A 13,930-nucleotide genomic window follows, 5' to 3' on the forward strand; every position below is an offset into this window, starting at 1 on the left:
AATGCCCCAATGACCAACCGTTACAAACTATACTCCTACCTTCGTTTTCATAATATGATTGAAGACTCCTTCAAACGACTGTCTCATCGTTTGAAGGAATCAGCATTGAATGTTTCAAGAACTCTTATACAGAAGCGTTTACAGACCATGATCTTGCATCGTTTTTGATCTTCACTTTTGCTTCATTTTGGATAGAAACGGTGCCGCTTCTATAATCCGCACTAGGTTTGATGACCGCATTTCTTGTTTCAGAATAGGCCCCTTTTGCACCGTTTGAATTCTGCCAATAAGCACTTTGACAAACGTTTTGCCATGAACTGCTTGAACCTGCATTGACACCGTCAGCCGAAATCCCGATCGACATCGAAGCACTGTTTCGTAAGGATGCACATGCCTCCCATGTCGTTTTAATCCAATCAACCGAGTTGCTGCCAGAATAAACAGCAGACGTTTGATACGTAAACTGATACGTATTCCCACTTGAGGTCAGACCTGATCTCCATGCATTCGATGTAAGCTTACCATATGGTGTCGAAACATAATTAGAATCTGATGCTGCACTTGCCGAACTGATTGTAAAACCAAATGCACAAATCGCCACTGTGATACCCATCATAATCTTCTTAAACTTTTTCATCCCAATTCTCCTTCTGAAACAACCTATTATTTTTTTAGGATCATGGTGTAAGGAACGTGATGTCGGTAAGTATGGTCTCTTAAACTACTTGCACGTTTGTACTAGCATTATCTATTATGTTTATGATCGAATGATGTAAGAAACAAGTATTTCCTCATGAGTATTACGTTGAATCGATTCGAAAATTATCTTACCATATATTAGTTCATTTGGTTTATTCTTGTAGGAATACAGATAAAAATAGGACTATTTTTCTATTATTGTTTATTTTTACCTTTAATATAGAATGAAAACTCTTCTAAGAAGTTTCTTTGTGTGCCACAGTTTCAGTAACCGTTAACCACGAATTACAATATATGAAATTTTATTTCGCAACCAGTATCGATCTTATTGAAAGGTCTGACTAAAATATGAAAAAAGAGCCAAGGTACTGTCCCCTTGGCTTCTCCATATGACATTGGAAAACAGGTAGAAATGATCAGCCCCTAAAAGGAGCCAATGCACCCTCCACGTGCTACAATGATGGTGATCACATTAAAGGAGGAATAACCATGTTCACATCCAAAAACGATTTTCTACAAGAATGGAAACAAGAAGCCGCTGTCACCCAAAAGGTAATGGATGCACTGACGGACGAGTCACTGAAACAAGAAGTGGCACCTGATTTGTACAGCATCGGAAGCGTAGCCTGGCACATCACGGGAGCTACATACTACTTCCCGGCTCAGCTTGGCATCACATTCGAAGTACCGGATCTTCGCAAAGACGCCCCGACGTCCGCTGCCGAAATCAGCGAAACGTATAAGCTCGTCAGCGACCGCCTCGTAGAAGCTGTTTCTGAGCAGGTGTCAGATGAAAAAATGAACGAAATGGTGAATCTCTTTGGAATGGAAATGCCGGTTCAAGCCGTATTCCGCCTCTTGATTCAGCATCAGGCTCACCATCGTGGACAATTGACCGTGTTAATGCGTCAGGCTGACTTGAAAGTCCCTGGTGTGTATGGTCCGAGTAAGGAAGAAATGGAAGCGATGAACGCGAAGTAATGAGTGAAGAACAGCCGGCGAAGGCCGGCTGTTTTTTTGCTGTGTACACGGGGACGTTTCTTCTGCTTCCATTTCCTAAGAAGAAGAAGAAGCATGAGAACCGTCCCCATGCTTCCCTTATGCCAATGCCTCACCCTCCTCCAACACCCTTTTCCGCAGTTCCTGAATAAACGGCTCAGCATTTTCCATATAAATTAATGCCTTCTCTACCATCTTCCTCTGCCCGAAATACCCTCTCGCCTCAATCGGTTCCTTGAAGATGATTTCATACCTCAACTCATCGATCATCCCGAATACCCGGGTAAACACCCTCGGCAGCATGGCGACATGAAACACATTCTTCTCATGGATGATCCCTCCGCTTTTTGCATATTGTGTCCTTGCCGGCTGGATGGATGCGACATCTTCCAGTTGAAAATCAAGAGATCTTCGCACACCGACGTTCATCAGCACCTGGCGACCTTTGAACATAATCGGTGCGTTGCGGATGAGATTATAGTCCCCGAGAATATAGAGGATACTGTAGATATGCAGGACGACGAGGATATCCGCCCGGAGTGGATCCACGTCCTTTAAATAGTAATGAAAGGCGAACGCTTCGATCACCTGTTCATGAAGAAGGGCGATGAAGAGCCAGAAGTAGTTTGAGCCTTTGTGAAAAGCATACCTTCCTTCCGCAGGTTTCACTTTCCAACGGAACAACGCATAGTAAAACACGATCGCTTCTTTCTTAAGGATGGTGAGGAATGGATTTTTCTCCATATGTCCTTTTTTATATTTGATAAACAGGATGATGGCGCCGATGTCGGCAAGTATGATCAGGATGACAAGTGAGATGATCAGTTGAGTGTCCAAAGTAACCCTCCTCAATCTGCGTGACTTAATGCCTTTTGGTTTATTACTTAAAATGTAAGGGATTCATTGGAGGATGTATAGAATTAATTCCTTTATTTTGAAATAAATCCAGGTATTGTGACGGAATTGTTAATAAGAAAGAAAGAAGCCAGGTAGAAAACTCACCTACTGACTTCTTTCAATCAACTGCCTCTATTCATACTCTTTTCTCAACCGCCGCGACCGCTTCAATCTCCACCAATTGGTCCCTGTATCCAAGCACCGTCACTCCCGACAATGTACTCGGGACATCATGATCACCGAACTCTTCCCTGATCGACTCCCATGCCGTCACTAAGTCGGCCTGATTGTCGGATGCGACAAGGACCCGTGTATATACTACGTCCTTCAGGGATGCGCCGCTCTCCTTCAGCACTGCCTTCATATTCTCTACACACAGCTTTGCCTGCCGTTCGTAGTCGTTGACATAAGGGACTTTTCCCTCTTCATTTAGCGGACAGGCCCCCGCCAAAAACAGGAGGTTCATGTCTGAAGGGACTCGTGATGCGTAGGCGTAATCGACCTCGGCTAACTGGTTGGAGCGAATAAAACTTATGTTTCGATTCATCTGATTTCCTCCGGATTTTGACATCCCTTAGAAGTTCTATTCTGAAAGACAACATTCCTTCTATTAAAAGCCAAACCTCTCCTTTGCCTCTTCACTCGCACCCGGCAGGTCCATTCCTTTTTTCCAGATCAGCTTTCGATCCTTCTGTGTTCCGAAATAGACGGCCTTGATCTTCTGGCCTCGCATGCTTTCCTGGTCAGGGACATCAATGAAATCATATCCCCTTTCGAGAGTGGATAGGTGCTGTGCTTTCTCCTTCACAACCGGGCGCTTCGCCGTAATGTAGAAATCCCCGTTATCGTCCATGCTGTACTTCAATGTATTGACGCTGTAACCATCATTTATGTTCAGGTGATACAAGATCTTCCCGTCTTCTGTTTCACCGACATCACTGATTTCCGCATTGTCTGCCGGTACGCTTGTGATCTGCCATTCAAATAAGCCGACATAAGCGAGAACCAGGACCGCTATGGACAGGGATGAGAGGAAGACGCCCTTTAGAAACGATTTCTTTCTACCCCTATTCCACGTGGATGCCATTCCTTTGATCACGCGGTCATCTGTCGCCGGATCCGTTCCCTTTTTTTCCGGAATGGGAAGATCCGCTTTCATCCGCTCCCATTTCAGTTGGCACTGTTTGCAGTGGGCAAGATGCTCTTCCACCATCTCCCGGCTCTCCTCACTGCATACGTCGTCCACGACCAGCGGCATCAGATCTTCAATGATTTCACACGGTACGTCCCTCATCTTCCATCCTCCTTCAATACGTCCTGTAGTTTTTGTTTGGCCCGGTAATACGTGACCCTGCCCCAGCTCTCCGTCTTTCCGAACAGCTCGCTGATTTCCCTGAATGAGAGCTCCCCGAAGATCCGCAGGGTGAACACTTCCTTGTAAGGGTCGGCTAGCCTATGCAGGGCTTTGTGCACGCGGAAGGCTTCTTCTTTCTGTTCCATCAGCTTTTCGATGACGATGTCACCAGGGAGATCCTGCAACTCTTCCGTCGCATGTCTCTTCTCTCTGGAGTGATGGGTGAAGTAGGTATTCTTGGCGATTTGGCAGAGCCACACGCTCATCTTGCACTGCCCCTTGAATCCGTCCATCCCTTTCAATGCTTTAAAAAACGTCTCCTGAGTGATTTCTTCCGCCAGCTTCTCATCCCGGCTCAAGGAGAGTACAAACGCGTACACTTCCCGGAAATATTGCTCATAAATCCTTAAAAAATCTGTCACCCGCCTGCCTCCCTTCCTATGTAAGACTATGGTGAAGTCATTTTGTTACAAAAAAGTACCACGGGGTCAGGTCCCTTGGTCTCGCCTCACAAAAAAGAACCAACGGACCTGTCCCCCCGGCTCCCCATGTGCTATAGTATCCTAGTATTCAACGAGAACGGAGTGATGATATGAATACAACTGTAAAAGAAATAACATTGATTATTATTGGCTCCTTATTCTTTGCCCTCGGGGTCAATTTGTTTGCCATCCCGAATGAACTTGGGGAAGGCGGCGTAACCGGGATTTCCATGACCCTCTATTATGTATTGGATTGGTCGCCGGGTATCACGAACTTCGTCATGAACGGGATCCTGCTCGCGATCGGATATAAGGTCTTAAATAAACGGGTGACATGGTACACCATGCTAGCCATCTTCTTTACCTCCCTCTTCATCCAATTGACGGAAGGGATGGGAAATTCCGTCGACATCATGCTCGGCACCGTATTTGCCGGCGTGTTCATCGGGATCGGCCTTGGCCTTGTGCTGCGTTCAGGCGGGACGACGGGTGGGTCAACGATCATTGCCCGCATGCTCAATCAACAATTCGGCTGGGCTGTCAGTACAACCATGTTCGTGTTCGATATCCTCGTTGTGCTCGGTTCCTCGTTCGTCATCGGAGTCGAGAATACGATGTACACCGGTATCTCCATCTATATCAGCACGAAGATCTTAGATTATCTGATTGATGGATTCGATACACGTAAAGCGGTTACGATCATTTCTCAGGATACCGATGCCATCGCGGAGAAAGTGAGCGCTGAAATGGACCGTGGCGTCACCGTCATCAATGCAAGAGGCCATTATTCAAAGGCATCCAAAGATATTCTATATGTTGTCATCAATAAGCAGGAGCTCTTCTTACTGAAGAAAATGATCCAGCAGATCGATGAGAAAGCATTCGTTGTCGTACACGATGTTCGAGATGTGTTCGGGGAAGGATTTACGTTTCCTAAGACGTAAGCTTGTACCACGGGGACAGGTCCCTTGGCACCTTCGCTGTGTACCACGGGGACAGGTCCCTTGGCACCCTCGCTGGATGGAAAGGGTCTGTATCGTTACGTTAAAGTACATGTCTCGAATTAATTTAAAAAGGAGAACTCGCCATATGACATTTGGCGGGTTTCTTTAAAGAAGAACCTGTAAAGCAAAATAAGCGGAGATATTCCGGTTATATTCAGAATGGAGCTTGTTTTGGGGTAAATAAGGGGAATTTTTCCGGTTATGGCCAGAAAAATCACCCCTTTTTTGTTCTTTTGAGTAAATAGGCGGAATCTTTCCGTCTATTTCAGCCTCTCTTAATCTATGATGACGAATTAACCGGAATTTTTCCGTCTATTCACCCGACCTACAAGTGCGCCCCCTCTAGTACAGTAGTCAATTGACAGGTCATCCAACACTTCTTCATTCTGACCTTACCTACTCCATTAAAATCGGAATTTCCAGCGAACCCATTTTCGATCCATCTTTTGCTGAGTAGTAAAACAATTCAACCCTTGTGACTGATTCATTTTTAAACGTAATCGTGAATTCACCCCAGGCAGGGGCTCCATCTGTTTGGTAGTTGCTTGTTTCCATTTCGTTTTCTCCAGCATAAAGAGCATATTGAAATACCCCTTCAAACACTCGTGCCTTCCCAGTGACCATTACTTCATCCTCAGACTGAGTGAACGCCACATCTTTAAATGCCTCATTCTCATAAACCATATCCCCTGGAACCTCTGTCTCTGACTCACTTTCCGTTGGTGAATTTACTTCTTTTGTTTCAGTGACAATCGGTTTTTCGGTTTCTTCTTTTGATTGTTGAGTATAAGCAACAAGGCCACCAATCATAAAGAATATGATGATAAAAGCCAGTTTCTTCATCAATCTGCACCCCTTTTCACCATAATGGAATGGGTAAACATCTTTTTAAAGGGCTACTTTATAGCGAATATAATAAACTAATATTCGGTTCCTGAATATATTATTCTCTTGTCGGTAGTTCATTTTCGTCGGGCGAAATCCATTATTCCTTGCATACAAACGTATGACCATCTCCATGCTTCCCTCATTTTCAATCCTTCCATTTACACCTTTTTAACAAAAAATGAGACTTTCTGCTCGGATTATCGTGAGAATCTTTACAAAAGCCCTCAGGATACTGGGTATTTTTTATGATAGATTAATAGATGCCCGGCCGGCAATTACATATCAGGAGGATTATCACATGAAGAAAACCGGACTACTTACATTATCTCTTGCTGTATCCATGGCATTTCTGCCTGGTGCATCCAGTGCATCGACGACTGAGGCAACAATAATCGATTCACAAGGAAACACGGTCGAAATCGGACATGCATTGCCAAAATCGAAAACGAAGGGGAAGCAGACTTTCGACACTCCTTCTCACGTTGAGAACAGCACGGTAGCGGACATCCTCGATGAAAAAGGAAAGAAAATCAAAGAAAAGTCGATTAAAAAGTCAAAAGAGAAAAATCCATCATCTGAAGAGTTATTCGGTCTGTTTGACTGGTTAGGTGGAGGCGGATCCGGCGGCGGAACGACTGAGCCACCTGCAGCAACAGACCGCACCGTTACAGTACTCGTTGCCGTCGATGAAGAGTATCGCGCTGCACATCCGGATTGGCAGACCCTTACGACCAATATCATAGAGAAAGCGGATGACGGCTTCACCCGTGATCACGGTATCGACTTTGAAATCAAAGCCTTTGCAGAGTGGGATTCGAACGGAAACAATGCTTCTGAAATCCTGCAGGACCTTGACCGTGACTTTAACGGCAATGGCTTTGACTTTGTCGCAGGCTTTACACGTGATGTGAACTTCAACTCTGGCGGCATTGCCTACGTGTACCCTTCAGCACCAAACGGAAGTGCCATCAGCGTCAACCTTGACCAGGGAGCCGAAAACACATGGCACGCAGCCCAGCATGAATTCTCCCACAACTACGGAGCCGGTCACGACGCCCAGGGCAGCGGCATCAAGTGCATCATGAACTATGATTATTCGTATCAAGTAGACTACTGGGATCAAGAGCACGACAACCAGATCGAAGCACATAAAACGTGGTTCGGGAACTGATTGAATATGTCCTCCTCACAGACTCTGTGGGGAGTTTTTTTCTTTATTACCGTATACTTCCCGTATCCACGACCGTCAAGTATCAGCACCCTTCTCATATGACCATGCCCCTGCATAAATTCGCCAATTCCACACACAATAAACAGAATCGGTGAAAGGGGGCCATGAAGATGAAGAGTGGCGATAGCAACCATCAAGACTGGGTTGAAGTTCTTTCTTACTCAAATGACTTTATCCATTATCACACTTCCTTGACTGATGGAGAACCTTTTTGGATTTCCTATTATCGTACACTTGTATCTTCAGATACCTTACATAAAGATGTTCTTCCCTACATTCAGAAACAGAGTTCGTTAAGAGAGTTAAAGAGCATCATCCCCATTCAAGAAAATATTCTTACGAGTGATCGGGATGAGATCATCGAGAACCTTATGAACGGATATATGGCGATTCAAGTTCACTCCCATGATGATGAATGTTTGTTAGTGAATATCGCCAACAATAAATTTCGTGATATTGGAATCCCCATACTGGAAGACTCTGCATTAGGTCCGAAGGCTGGATTTATAGAAGAAATTGATACAAATATCAATCTGATTCGCAAAAGATTGCCCATTTCAGACCTGACCGTCAAGGAAATGGAGGTCGGGAAATTATCGAGTACCAAAGTGGCTGTCTTGTATGTGAATGGGATCGCCGATAAGGAAAATGTCAACACCGTCGTCCAGAGGATCACAGATATTCAATATGATCATATCCAGGACAGTGCCTATATCTCCGCGATGATTGAGGATAATTCACATTCATTGTTTCCCCAGTCCATCTCAACGGAAAGACCGGACCGGGTAGCAGCTGGGCTTACGGAAGGGAAAATCATCATAGTGGTTGACGGATCACCAAACCTGGTGATTCTACCAATCACGTACATGGAATCCTTTGTCGCACTCGAAGATTATAGTTATTCCTGGATCATCGCCAATTTCTTTCGATTGCTGAGGTTTTCGGCCATTTTCATCTCTTTTTTCATTACACCGATGTATGTGGCCATCATGACCTTTCATTACGAATTAATACCCGCCCGTTTATTGGAGCCCCTGGTAGGGTCAAGAGCGACTGTCCCTTTCCCACCGTTTCTGGAGGCCCTGTTTTTAGAAATCATGATTGAAATGGTGAAGGAAGCAGGGATTCGTTTACCCCTGAAGATCGGGCAATCACTTGGTGTTGTAGGGGGGATTGTCATAGGGCAAGCTGTTGTGGAAGCTGGGCTTACCAGTAATGTCTTGCTGATTTTCGTAGGGCTTGGCACATTGGCTTCATACACATCACCAGTATATAAATTTAGTAACACCATCCGCTTCATCAAATTTCCAGTCATTTTCTTTGCGGCGTGGATGGGATTATTGGGTATTTTTGTATGCTTGATTTTTGCCATCATCCATTTAATCAGGTTGACGTCACTTGGCCGCCCATATTTAAGCTTATACCCTTTACGAAAAACCGCACTTCAAGATTTGTGGATCAGACTACCTTTTTCTATGCAGAAAGAGAATCCCCAAAGTGTAAGACCACAAAAGAAGAAGAAATTGGTGGATAGTAAGAAGGCTCCAGAGCCGTTGAATGATTTTTATGAATAATGTTATAGGGTGATGACGTTTGAATGTAAATATCAGGCACCAAGTGTCTCCTTATTTAGTCTTTTTTATCATATATAGTTCACAGGTCGGTGTTGGCATTCTAAGTTTCCAACGAACGATCACAATGAAAGCTGGACATGATGCTTGGATTGGTGTGTTGGCGGCAGGCTGCCTGGTCCAAGTTTTCATTTGGGTGATGTATACACTGTTGGAGAAAGTGGATGGGGATATCATTGACGTACATACTGCCGCCTTTGGGAAGATCTTTGGGAAATTCTTAAGTCTCTTCATTATGATTTACTATGCTTTAGCCAGCATATCGGTCTTGCTGGCATTCATCGAGATCATTCAAGTATGGATGTTTCCTGTATTGCCTACGTGGCTCATTTCCACACTGATCATGGTTTTGGTTTATTATTGCATTTCAGGAGGATTCCGAGTCGTTGCCGGCGTGTCTTTTCATTCATTTATCTATCCACAAATCCTGATCATCATCCTGTATTACTACCCATTGAAAGTGGCTCACTTTTCAAACCTCTTGCCTGTCATGAATCACTCGCTCATGGATATGCTGGACGCCGTTAAAAATTCGATGTACACCATCGCTGGTACTGAGACGTTACTAATGTTCTACCCGTTCATCAGAAACCCTGATAAATCCAAAAAGTTTGCTCATCTCGGTGTCCTTTTTACCACACTGCTCTACACCCTTTCGTGCATCGTTTCTTTAACCTATTACAGTGAAGAACAGTTAAAGACAACGATTTGGCCGGAGCTTTCGATTACCAAGATCATTAAATTCTCTTATTTGGAGAGATTTGAATATTTGTATATCTCCATGTATTTAATCATTGTGACGGCTCTGATTGCGCTCCTGTTATGGAGCTCAAGCAGGGGGTTCAAGAAGATTTTCAATATGAAACAGAAGTATGCCCTGCTGATCACAAGCTTGGTTAGTGTAGTGATTTGCCAATTTTCAAATGAAACGGTCAAGGAGATGATTAATACATCTGTCACGCAGATGAATCTCTATATCTTTTATATTTATATCCCTCTGCTTTTGATTTATTTCACCTTGTTTAAAAGGGGGAATCAACGTGGTTAAACGTACTGCCCTTTCGATAATGTTCATTTTACTATTATCAGGCTGCTCCATGCTCCCAACTAAGATTGTCAATGAGATTGGTATGCTGCAGGGCGTCAGCTATGACTCGGCTGACGATGGAGAGGTATTGGGAACGATTGTATTTCCTATTATTAGAAAAGACATGTCACATTCTGAAGTTCGATCTTCCTTAGGACAAACCAGTAAAGAAATTCGGACTAACTTAAATAATGAAACACGATTGAGCTTAGTCAGTGGTCAGCTACGATTTGCTCTTTACGGGAGAACTCTCGCGGAAAAGGGGATCAATGATTTTGTAGATACGCTGAATCGTGACCCCTCCATCGGAAGTATTGTTCAAGTAGCCATTGTGGACGGGAGTGCGAATGAGTTATTAAATTCAAATAAACTGCAGAATGAGAATATCTCCATTTATCTTCAAGAATTATTGGATCATAACATGGAATCAGGGCAGCTCCCGCATACCAATTTACAGACGTTTTTATTTCAATTGCATCAAATCGGACAGGATCCTTATCTACCAATAATGAACAATGTAAATGGCAACATCAAAATCACGGGAATGGCCTTTTTTCGCTATGATAAATTTATTACAGCCATACCGATGGAAGATGTATATAGTTTCAAGACATTGGTGGATAAAGATAAAAACGATGGGATCCAAGGGTATACGTTTGAAAATGGGGACAAAGTGGTTCTCGAAACGCTGGAATCAAAGCCAACATATACCGTCAACATCGTCCAGGGAAAACCGGAGTTTACTATTAATCTAAAAATGAAAACCAGACTATTGGAATATGCCCCTACAAAGGGGAAAAGGCAGGCTTTTGATAAAAAGAAATACAAAGGGAAGATCGAGAAACAAATAGAAGAAAAATCCAACAAAATCATCACACAATTTAAGGAACATAATGTGGATCCATTAGGGTTAGGTGCAAAATATAAGGAACAATATCGCAAATTTAATAAAAAACAGTGGGAAGCGTATTATCCAACCGTACCGGTTTCCGTTAAGGCAAAAATCGATATCCAACAAACAGGGACCGTCGACTAAAGGCATATAAAATATTTTAAAAAAAGAGAAGCAATCTTCACTTTATGGTGGATTGCTTCTCTTGACATGCTTATACGACGATGGCCCACACAATCGTTTAAACGATTAAGGTTCAAACATCACCGTCTTCGTCCCTGTTAATGCATTTTCATTGGTTACAAAATAGTAGTTCGAAGCTCCATCTACTCTTAATGGCCCTGTCCATTCGATGCTATCGAAATCACTATTGTATATCCCGATTGGCGGTAAATCGCTTCCCACCTCAGGAATCGTGACGTTGCCCCGGAACCAAGTGGCGTTAATATGATTATAGGCGGCAACAGCTATTTCACCGTCTGCGCGGGAGTCGACCATCCGCTGAATCCTTAATCCATCATGAACCATGCGGTTGATCCGGGTACCGTAAAGATAAGCGTTCACATCTCCCATGTGGCCAGCCTGACGGATTTCTCCTACTACTCTTGCATTTAACAGTTGAAAATCAACGGTGGTAACCGGATCGACTTCGTCCACATTTTGAAAGGCGATATCCCCACTGATCATCGCACCGTCTGTGTAATTGGAACTGGTGCTGACCGAAGTCCCGTTGTTGATGGTCCCCACTACGGTCACGGGACTGGCCACAAATTCCGGTCCTTGCGACGTGTACGCCTGTTCGGCCGTTCGACTGGTCTGAATGGTGATGCTTCTTGCAACAGATGAAGCAAAATCGGCTTGACTCGAATCGCCGAGCTCCCATGGTCCGACTCCCAACATTTGAACATGGCGAGCAGGCGGGATGACCACATCTTCGTTAAAGGCAGAGTTTGCAGCGATGAGAACCATGATCCTCGCCCTCATCCCGGATTCAACGGCCTCTGCACTATTCGTTCCGGCATCAATGGCTGCCTGGAGCGACGTGTACGGATCCGATGGGGTTCCATCCCCCGGACCGGCTGCGTTTGAATCTGCCCAAATCACCAGTTCGCCCCATTCAAAGACTCCCGGCCCTTGTTCACCTTGGGGTCCCTGTTCTCCCTGCGGTCCTGCAACACCCGGAACCCCCTGGGGTCCCTCTGGTCCCGGCGGCCCTGGAGGACCTTCACAAGTAAAAGGATAGAAATCACAGCCTTGGGGAGGAAGGGGAACAGAATTCGGATTGACTGCTCCCCCTCTTCTAAGCTTTGGTATTAGATCATCATTAAATTTTTTCATCGTTTTCACCTCTACACCATTCTATTCGGGTGATTGGGAGAGGTATGGACGAGTCATGGAAAATAAACGAAAACCTATGTCCCTTTTATCCATCATTAGTATGAATCAACTATTTTTTCCCTTACATTTAGAACCAAATGTCACCATTCATCTCCTCTGGCTTCTTTCCGATAGTATATAAGGGATTTTCTTCTATACACACTTAAAAATAAACCTACTACGATAAACGTCTGTAATGTCGGGTTCAACCCATAACTTACGAATGGGAGGGACATCCCCGTGTGAGGCAGCCAGCCCATGATCATTCCTACATTGTAGAGGAATTGGGTTGAGAATAATGTGACTCCGCCAATGATGATCGATTGTCCCAATGGATCCTTGATAGATCGGATGTGGCGCAGCATCCGGTACATAATGAATAGTCCCGTCAGGATGAGGACACCGCCTGTTATCCACCCGTAATAATAGGTAATCGTTGTAAGGGCAAAATTTGTATGCCCTTCATTGATCGGCTCCATGCCTCCCCCTACTCCGAACCACCCTCCTCTTGCCAAAAGTTCTTGATTACGCAAGTACATGTAACCAAGATTACTTCTGTACTCTTCTGGGTGAATGAAGGCATACAGCCTACCCAGTTGATAGGATTCGGCATTGAATATCATAATTCCGACCAAGGCTCCTATTAACGCATAACCCCACATGATAACCTTTCTTTTGTCTTTAAAACGTCCCCACAACAACGCTGTTAAAGTCAATGTAAATACGAATACAGCAGGTAAACTGGGCAGCATCATCAAAGAACAAAGGCTTATCACTACAATAGGAAGAACCCACCAAGATGCAGTCTTGGCGTTACCTAAGTATGTCATCCAACTCAAGACTAGCGCAGTGACAGCGACTGAACTATCGATCGTGAAACTTGCGATTCTGAAATGGGCTTCCCCATTTATATACGTATTGGGAAAGAACATCAAAGCAATCAGAATGAAAGCCGTACCACCATAAATCCACCATCTGAATACACGGAGTTTCCGGTAATCAAATAACATCAGTAATGCAGCAAGGAAGATGCCGATTAGAAGATAGGTGATTTCCCTCAATAGAAAGCCATTATCATTATACAATTCTGGACTCACATGCATGCTGGGAAGAACCCCAATGGACGAGATCAACAGAACCAACCCGATCATGATCCAATCCACACGAGGACGATGAAGCTTATTCATTTCCATCCCAAGGCGTTCTGCACTTCCCATTTGCTTAATCGCTTTATCTTCCGCAGCCCGTTCATCCATACCGGCTATTGTTAAGCTCCTTACCTCCTCTTCCAGGTGATGGTGAAGCTCATCGGCGACGAACTGTTTCGCTTCTTTCGACCTCACTTGACGGAGCACACGGTTTAAATAATCCATTCTCGTTTCCTTCATA

The 13,930-nt window shown here is 44.3% G+C and carries 14 protein-coding genes; 6 read left to right on the forward strand and 8 right to left on the reverse strand.

What is annotated here, in order from left to right:
• Positions 1 to 124 precede the first annotated feature (124 nt).
• Positions 125 to 637 (reverse strand): hypothetical protein, encoded by a 513-nt coding sequence (locus KYJ26_RS11915; protein WP_219167487.1) that lies wholly within the window; start codon positions 635 to 637, stop codon positions 125 to 127.
• Between the two features lie 551 nt (positions 638 to 1,188).
• Between KYJ26_RS11915 and KYJ26_RS11920 the strand changes: the two genes are divergently transcribed.
• Complete coding sequence (locus KYJ26_RS11920) at positions 1,189 to 1,680, forward strand: DinB family protein (RefSeq protein ID WP_219167488.1); 492 nt, start codon at positions 1,189 to 1,191, stop codon at positions 1,678 to 1,680.
• Between the two features lie 117 nt (positions 1,681 to 1,797).
• On the opposite strand, the gene KYJ26_RS11925 is transcribed toward KYJ26_RS11920, so the two are convergent.
• The 4 genes from KYJ26_RS11925 to KYJ26_RS11940 all read right to left on the reverse strand — a co-directional run bounded on the left by KYJ26_RS11925 (position 1,798) and on the right by KYJ26_RS11940 (position 4,371).
• Positions 1,798 to 2,535 (reverse strand): hypothetical protein, encoded by a 738-nt coding sequence (locus KYJ26_RS11925; protein ID WP_219167489.1) that lies wholly within the window; start codon positions 2,533 to 2,535, stop codon positions 1,798 to 1,800.
• 196 nt (positions 2,536 to 2,731) lie between these two features.
• Positions 2,732 to 3,142, reverse strand: a complete 411-nt coding sequence (locus KYJ26_RS11930; protein ID WP_219167490.1) for a RidA family protein — start codon at positions 3,140 to 3,142, stop codon at positions 2,732 to 2,734.
• Between the two features lie 63 nt (positions 3,143 to 3,205).
• On the reverse strand, positions 3,206 to 3,889 hold the full coding sequence (locus KYJ26_RS11935) for a zf-HC2 domain-containing protein (protein WP_219167491.1): 684 nt from the start codon (positions 3,887 to 3,889) through the stop codon (positions 3,206 to 3,208).
• Positions 3,886 to 4,371 carry an RNA polymerase sigma factor gene (locus tag KYJ26_RS11940; protein WP_219167492.1) on the reverse strand — a complete coding sequence of 162 codons (486 nt, stop codon included), beginning with the start codon at positions 4,369 to 4,371 and terminating at the stop codon, positions 3,886 to 3,888. Before KYJ26_RS11940 ends, KYJ26_RS11935 begins: the two co-directional genes overlap by 4 nt.
• A 170-nt stretch (positions 4,372 to 4,541) precedes the next feature.
• Between KYJ26_RS11940 and KYJ26_RS11945 the strand changes: the two genes are divergently transcribed.
• Positions 4,542 to 5,375: a YitT family protein gene (locus KYJ26_RS11945; protein WP_219167493.1), complete on the forward strand. Its 834-nt coding sequence runs from the start codon at positions 4,542 to 4,544 to the stop codon at positions 5,373 to 5,375.
• Between the two features lie 456 nt (positions 5,376 to 5,831).
• Here the strand turns inward: KYJ26_RS11945 and KYJ26_RS11950 are convergent, their stop codons facing one another.
• The gene (locus KYJ26_RS11950; RefSeq protein ID WP_219167494.1) at positions 5,832 to 6,278 is read right to left on the reverse strand and encodes a Gmad2 immunoglobulin-like domain-containing protein; all 447 of its coding nucleotides are present in this window, start codon (positions 6,276 to 6,278) and stop codon (positions 5,832 to 5,834) included.
• A gap of 343 nt (positions 6,279 to 6,621) precedes the next feature.
• Here KYJ26_RS11950 and KYJ26_RS11955 point away from each other — a divergent pair, with 343 nt between their 5' ends.
• From KYJ26_RS11955 to KYJ26_RS11970, 4 genes are all read left to right on the forward strand, one after another.
• Positions 6,622 to 7,494 (forward strand): zinc-dependent metalloprotease, encoded by an 873-nt coding sequence (locus KYJ26_RS11955; protein WP_219167495.1) that lies wholly within the window; start codon positions 6,622 to 6,624, stop codon positions 7,492 to 7,494.
• Positions 7,495 to 7,664: 170 nt separating this feature from the next.
• Positions 7,665 to 9,128 (forward strand): spore germination protein, encoded by a 1,464-nt coding sequence (locus tag KYJ26_RS11960; protein WP_257474981.1) that lies wholly within the window; start codon positions 7,665 to 7,667, stop codon positions 9,126 to 9,128.
• Positions 9,129 to 9,147: 19 nt separating this feature from the next.
• Positions 9,148 to 10,233 carry a GerAB/ArcD/ProY family transporter gene (locus KYJ26_RS11965; protein ID WP_219167497.1) on the forward strand — a complete coding sequence of 362 codons (1,086 nt, stop codon included), beginning with the start codon at positions 9,148 to 9,150 and terminating at the stop codon, positions 10,231 to 10,233.
• Positions 10,226 to 11,308 carry a Ger(x)C family spore germination protein gene (locus KYJ26_RS11970; protein ID WP_219167498.1) on the forward strand — a complete coding sequence of 361 codons (1,083 nt, stop codon included), beginning with the start codon at positions 10,226 to 10,228 and terminating at the stop codon, positions 11,306 to 11,308. The genes KYJ26_RS11965 and KYJ26_RS11970 overlap by 8 nt, the downstream gene beginning before the upstream one ends.
• A gap of 105 nt (positions 11,309 to 11,413) precedes the next feature.
• Here KYJ26_RS11970 and KYJ26_RS24225 read toward each other — a convergent pair whose 3' ends face one another.
• Both KYJ26_RS24225 and KYJ26_RS11980 read right to left on the reverse strand, forming a co-directional pair.
• Complete coding sequence (locus KYJ26_RS24225) at positions 11,414 to 12,502, reverse strand: hypothetical protein (protein ID WP_307513857.1); 1,089 nt, start codon at positions 12,500 to 12,502, stop codon at positions 11,414 to 11,416.
• A 140-nt stretch (positions 12,503 to 12,642) separates the two neighbouring features.
• The gene (locus KYJ26_RS11980) at positions 12,643 to 13,929 is read right to left on the reverse strand and encodes an FtsW/RodA/SpoVE family cell cycle protein (protein ID WP_219167499.1); all 1,287 of its coding nucleotides are present in this window, start codon (positions 13,927 to 13,929) and stop codon (positions 12,643 to 12,645) included.
• Between the last annotated feature and the right edge of the window lies 1 nt (position 13,930).

The sequence above is a fragment of the Rossellomorea orangium genome, assembly GCF_019334305.1.
Lineage (GTDB): Bacteria > Bacillota > Bacilli > Bacillales > Bacillaceae_B > Rossellomorea.

What these genes read in the sequence shown, in the direction of transcription:
- KYJ26_RS11915 (WP_219167487.1), bottom strand. Translation starts at nt 637, where the DNA reads ATGAAAAAGTTTAAGAAGATTATGATGGGTATCACAGTGGCGATTTGT.
- KYJ26_RS11920 (WP_219167488.1), top strand. Translation starts at nt 1,189, where the DNA reads ATGTTCACATCCAAAAACGATTTTCTACAAGAATGGAAACAAGAAGCC.
- KYJ26_RS11930 (WP_219167490.1), bottom strand. Translation starts at nt 3,142, where the DNA reads ATGAATCGAAACATAAGTTTTATTCGCTCCAACCAGTTAGCCGAGGTC.
- KYJ26_RS11935 (WP_219167491.1), bottom strand. Translation starts at nt 3,889, where the DNA reads ATGAGGGACGTACCGTGTGAAATCATTGAAGATCTGATGCCGCTGGTC.
- KYJ26_RS11945 (WP_219167493.1), top strand. Translation starts at nt 4,542, where the DNA reads ATGAATACAACTGTAAAAGAAATAACATTGATTATTATTGGCTCCTTA.
- KYJ26_RS11950 (WP_219167494.1), bottom strand. Translation starts at nt 6,278, where the DNA reads ATGAAGAAACTGGCTTTTATCATCATATTCTTTATGATTGGTGGCCTT.
- KYJ26_RS11955 (WP_219167495.1), top strand. Translation starts at nt 6,622, where the DNA reads ATGAAGAAAACCGGACTACTTACATTATCTCTTGCTGTATCCATGGCA.
- KYJ26_RS11960 (WP_257474981.1), top strand. Translation starts at nt 7,665, where the DNA reads ATGAAGAGTGGCGATAGCAACCATCAAGACTGGGTTGAAGTTCTTTCT.
- KYJ26_RS24225 (WP_307513857.1), bottom strand. Translation starts at nt 12,502, where the DNA reads ATGAAAAAATTTAATGATGATCTAATACCAAAGCTTAGAAGAGGGGGA.
- KYJ26_RS11980 (WP_219167499.1), bottom strand. Translation starts at nt 13,929, where the DNA reads ATGAAGGAAACGAGAATGGATTATTTAAACCGTGTGCTCCGTCAAGTG.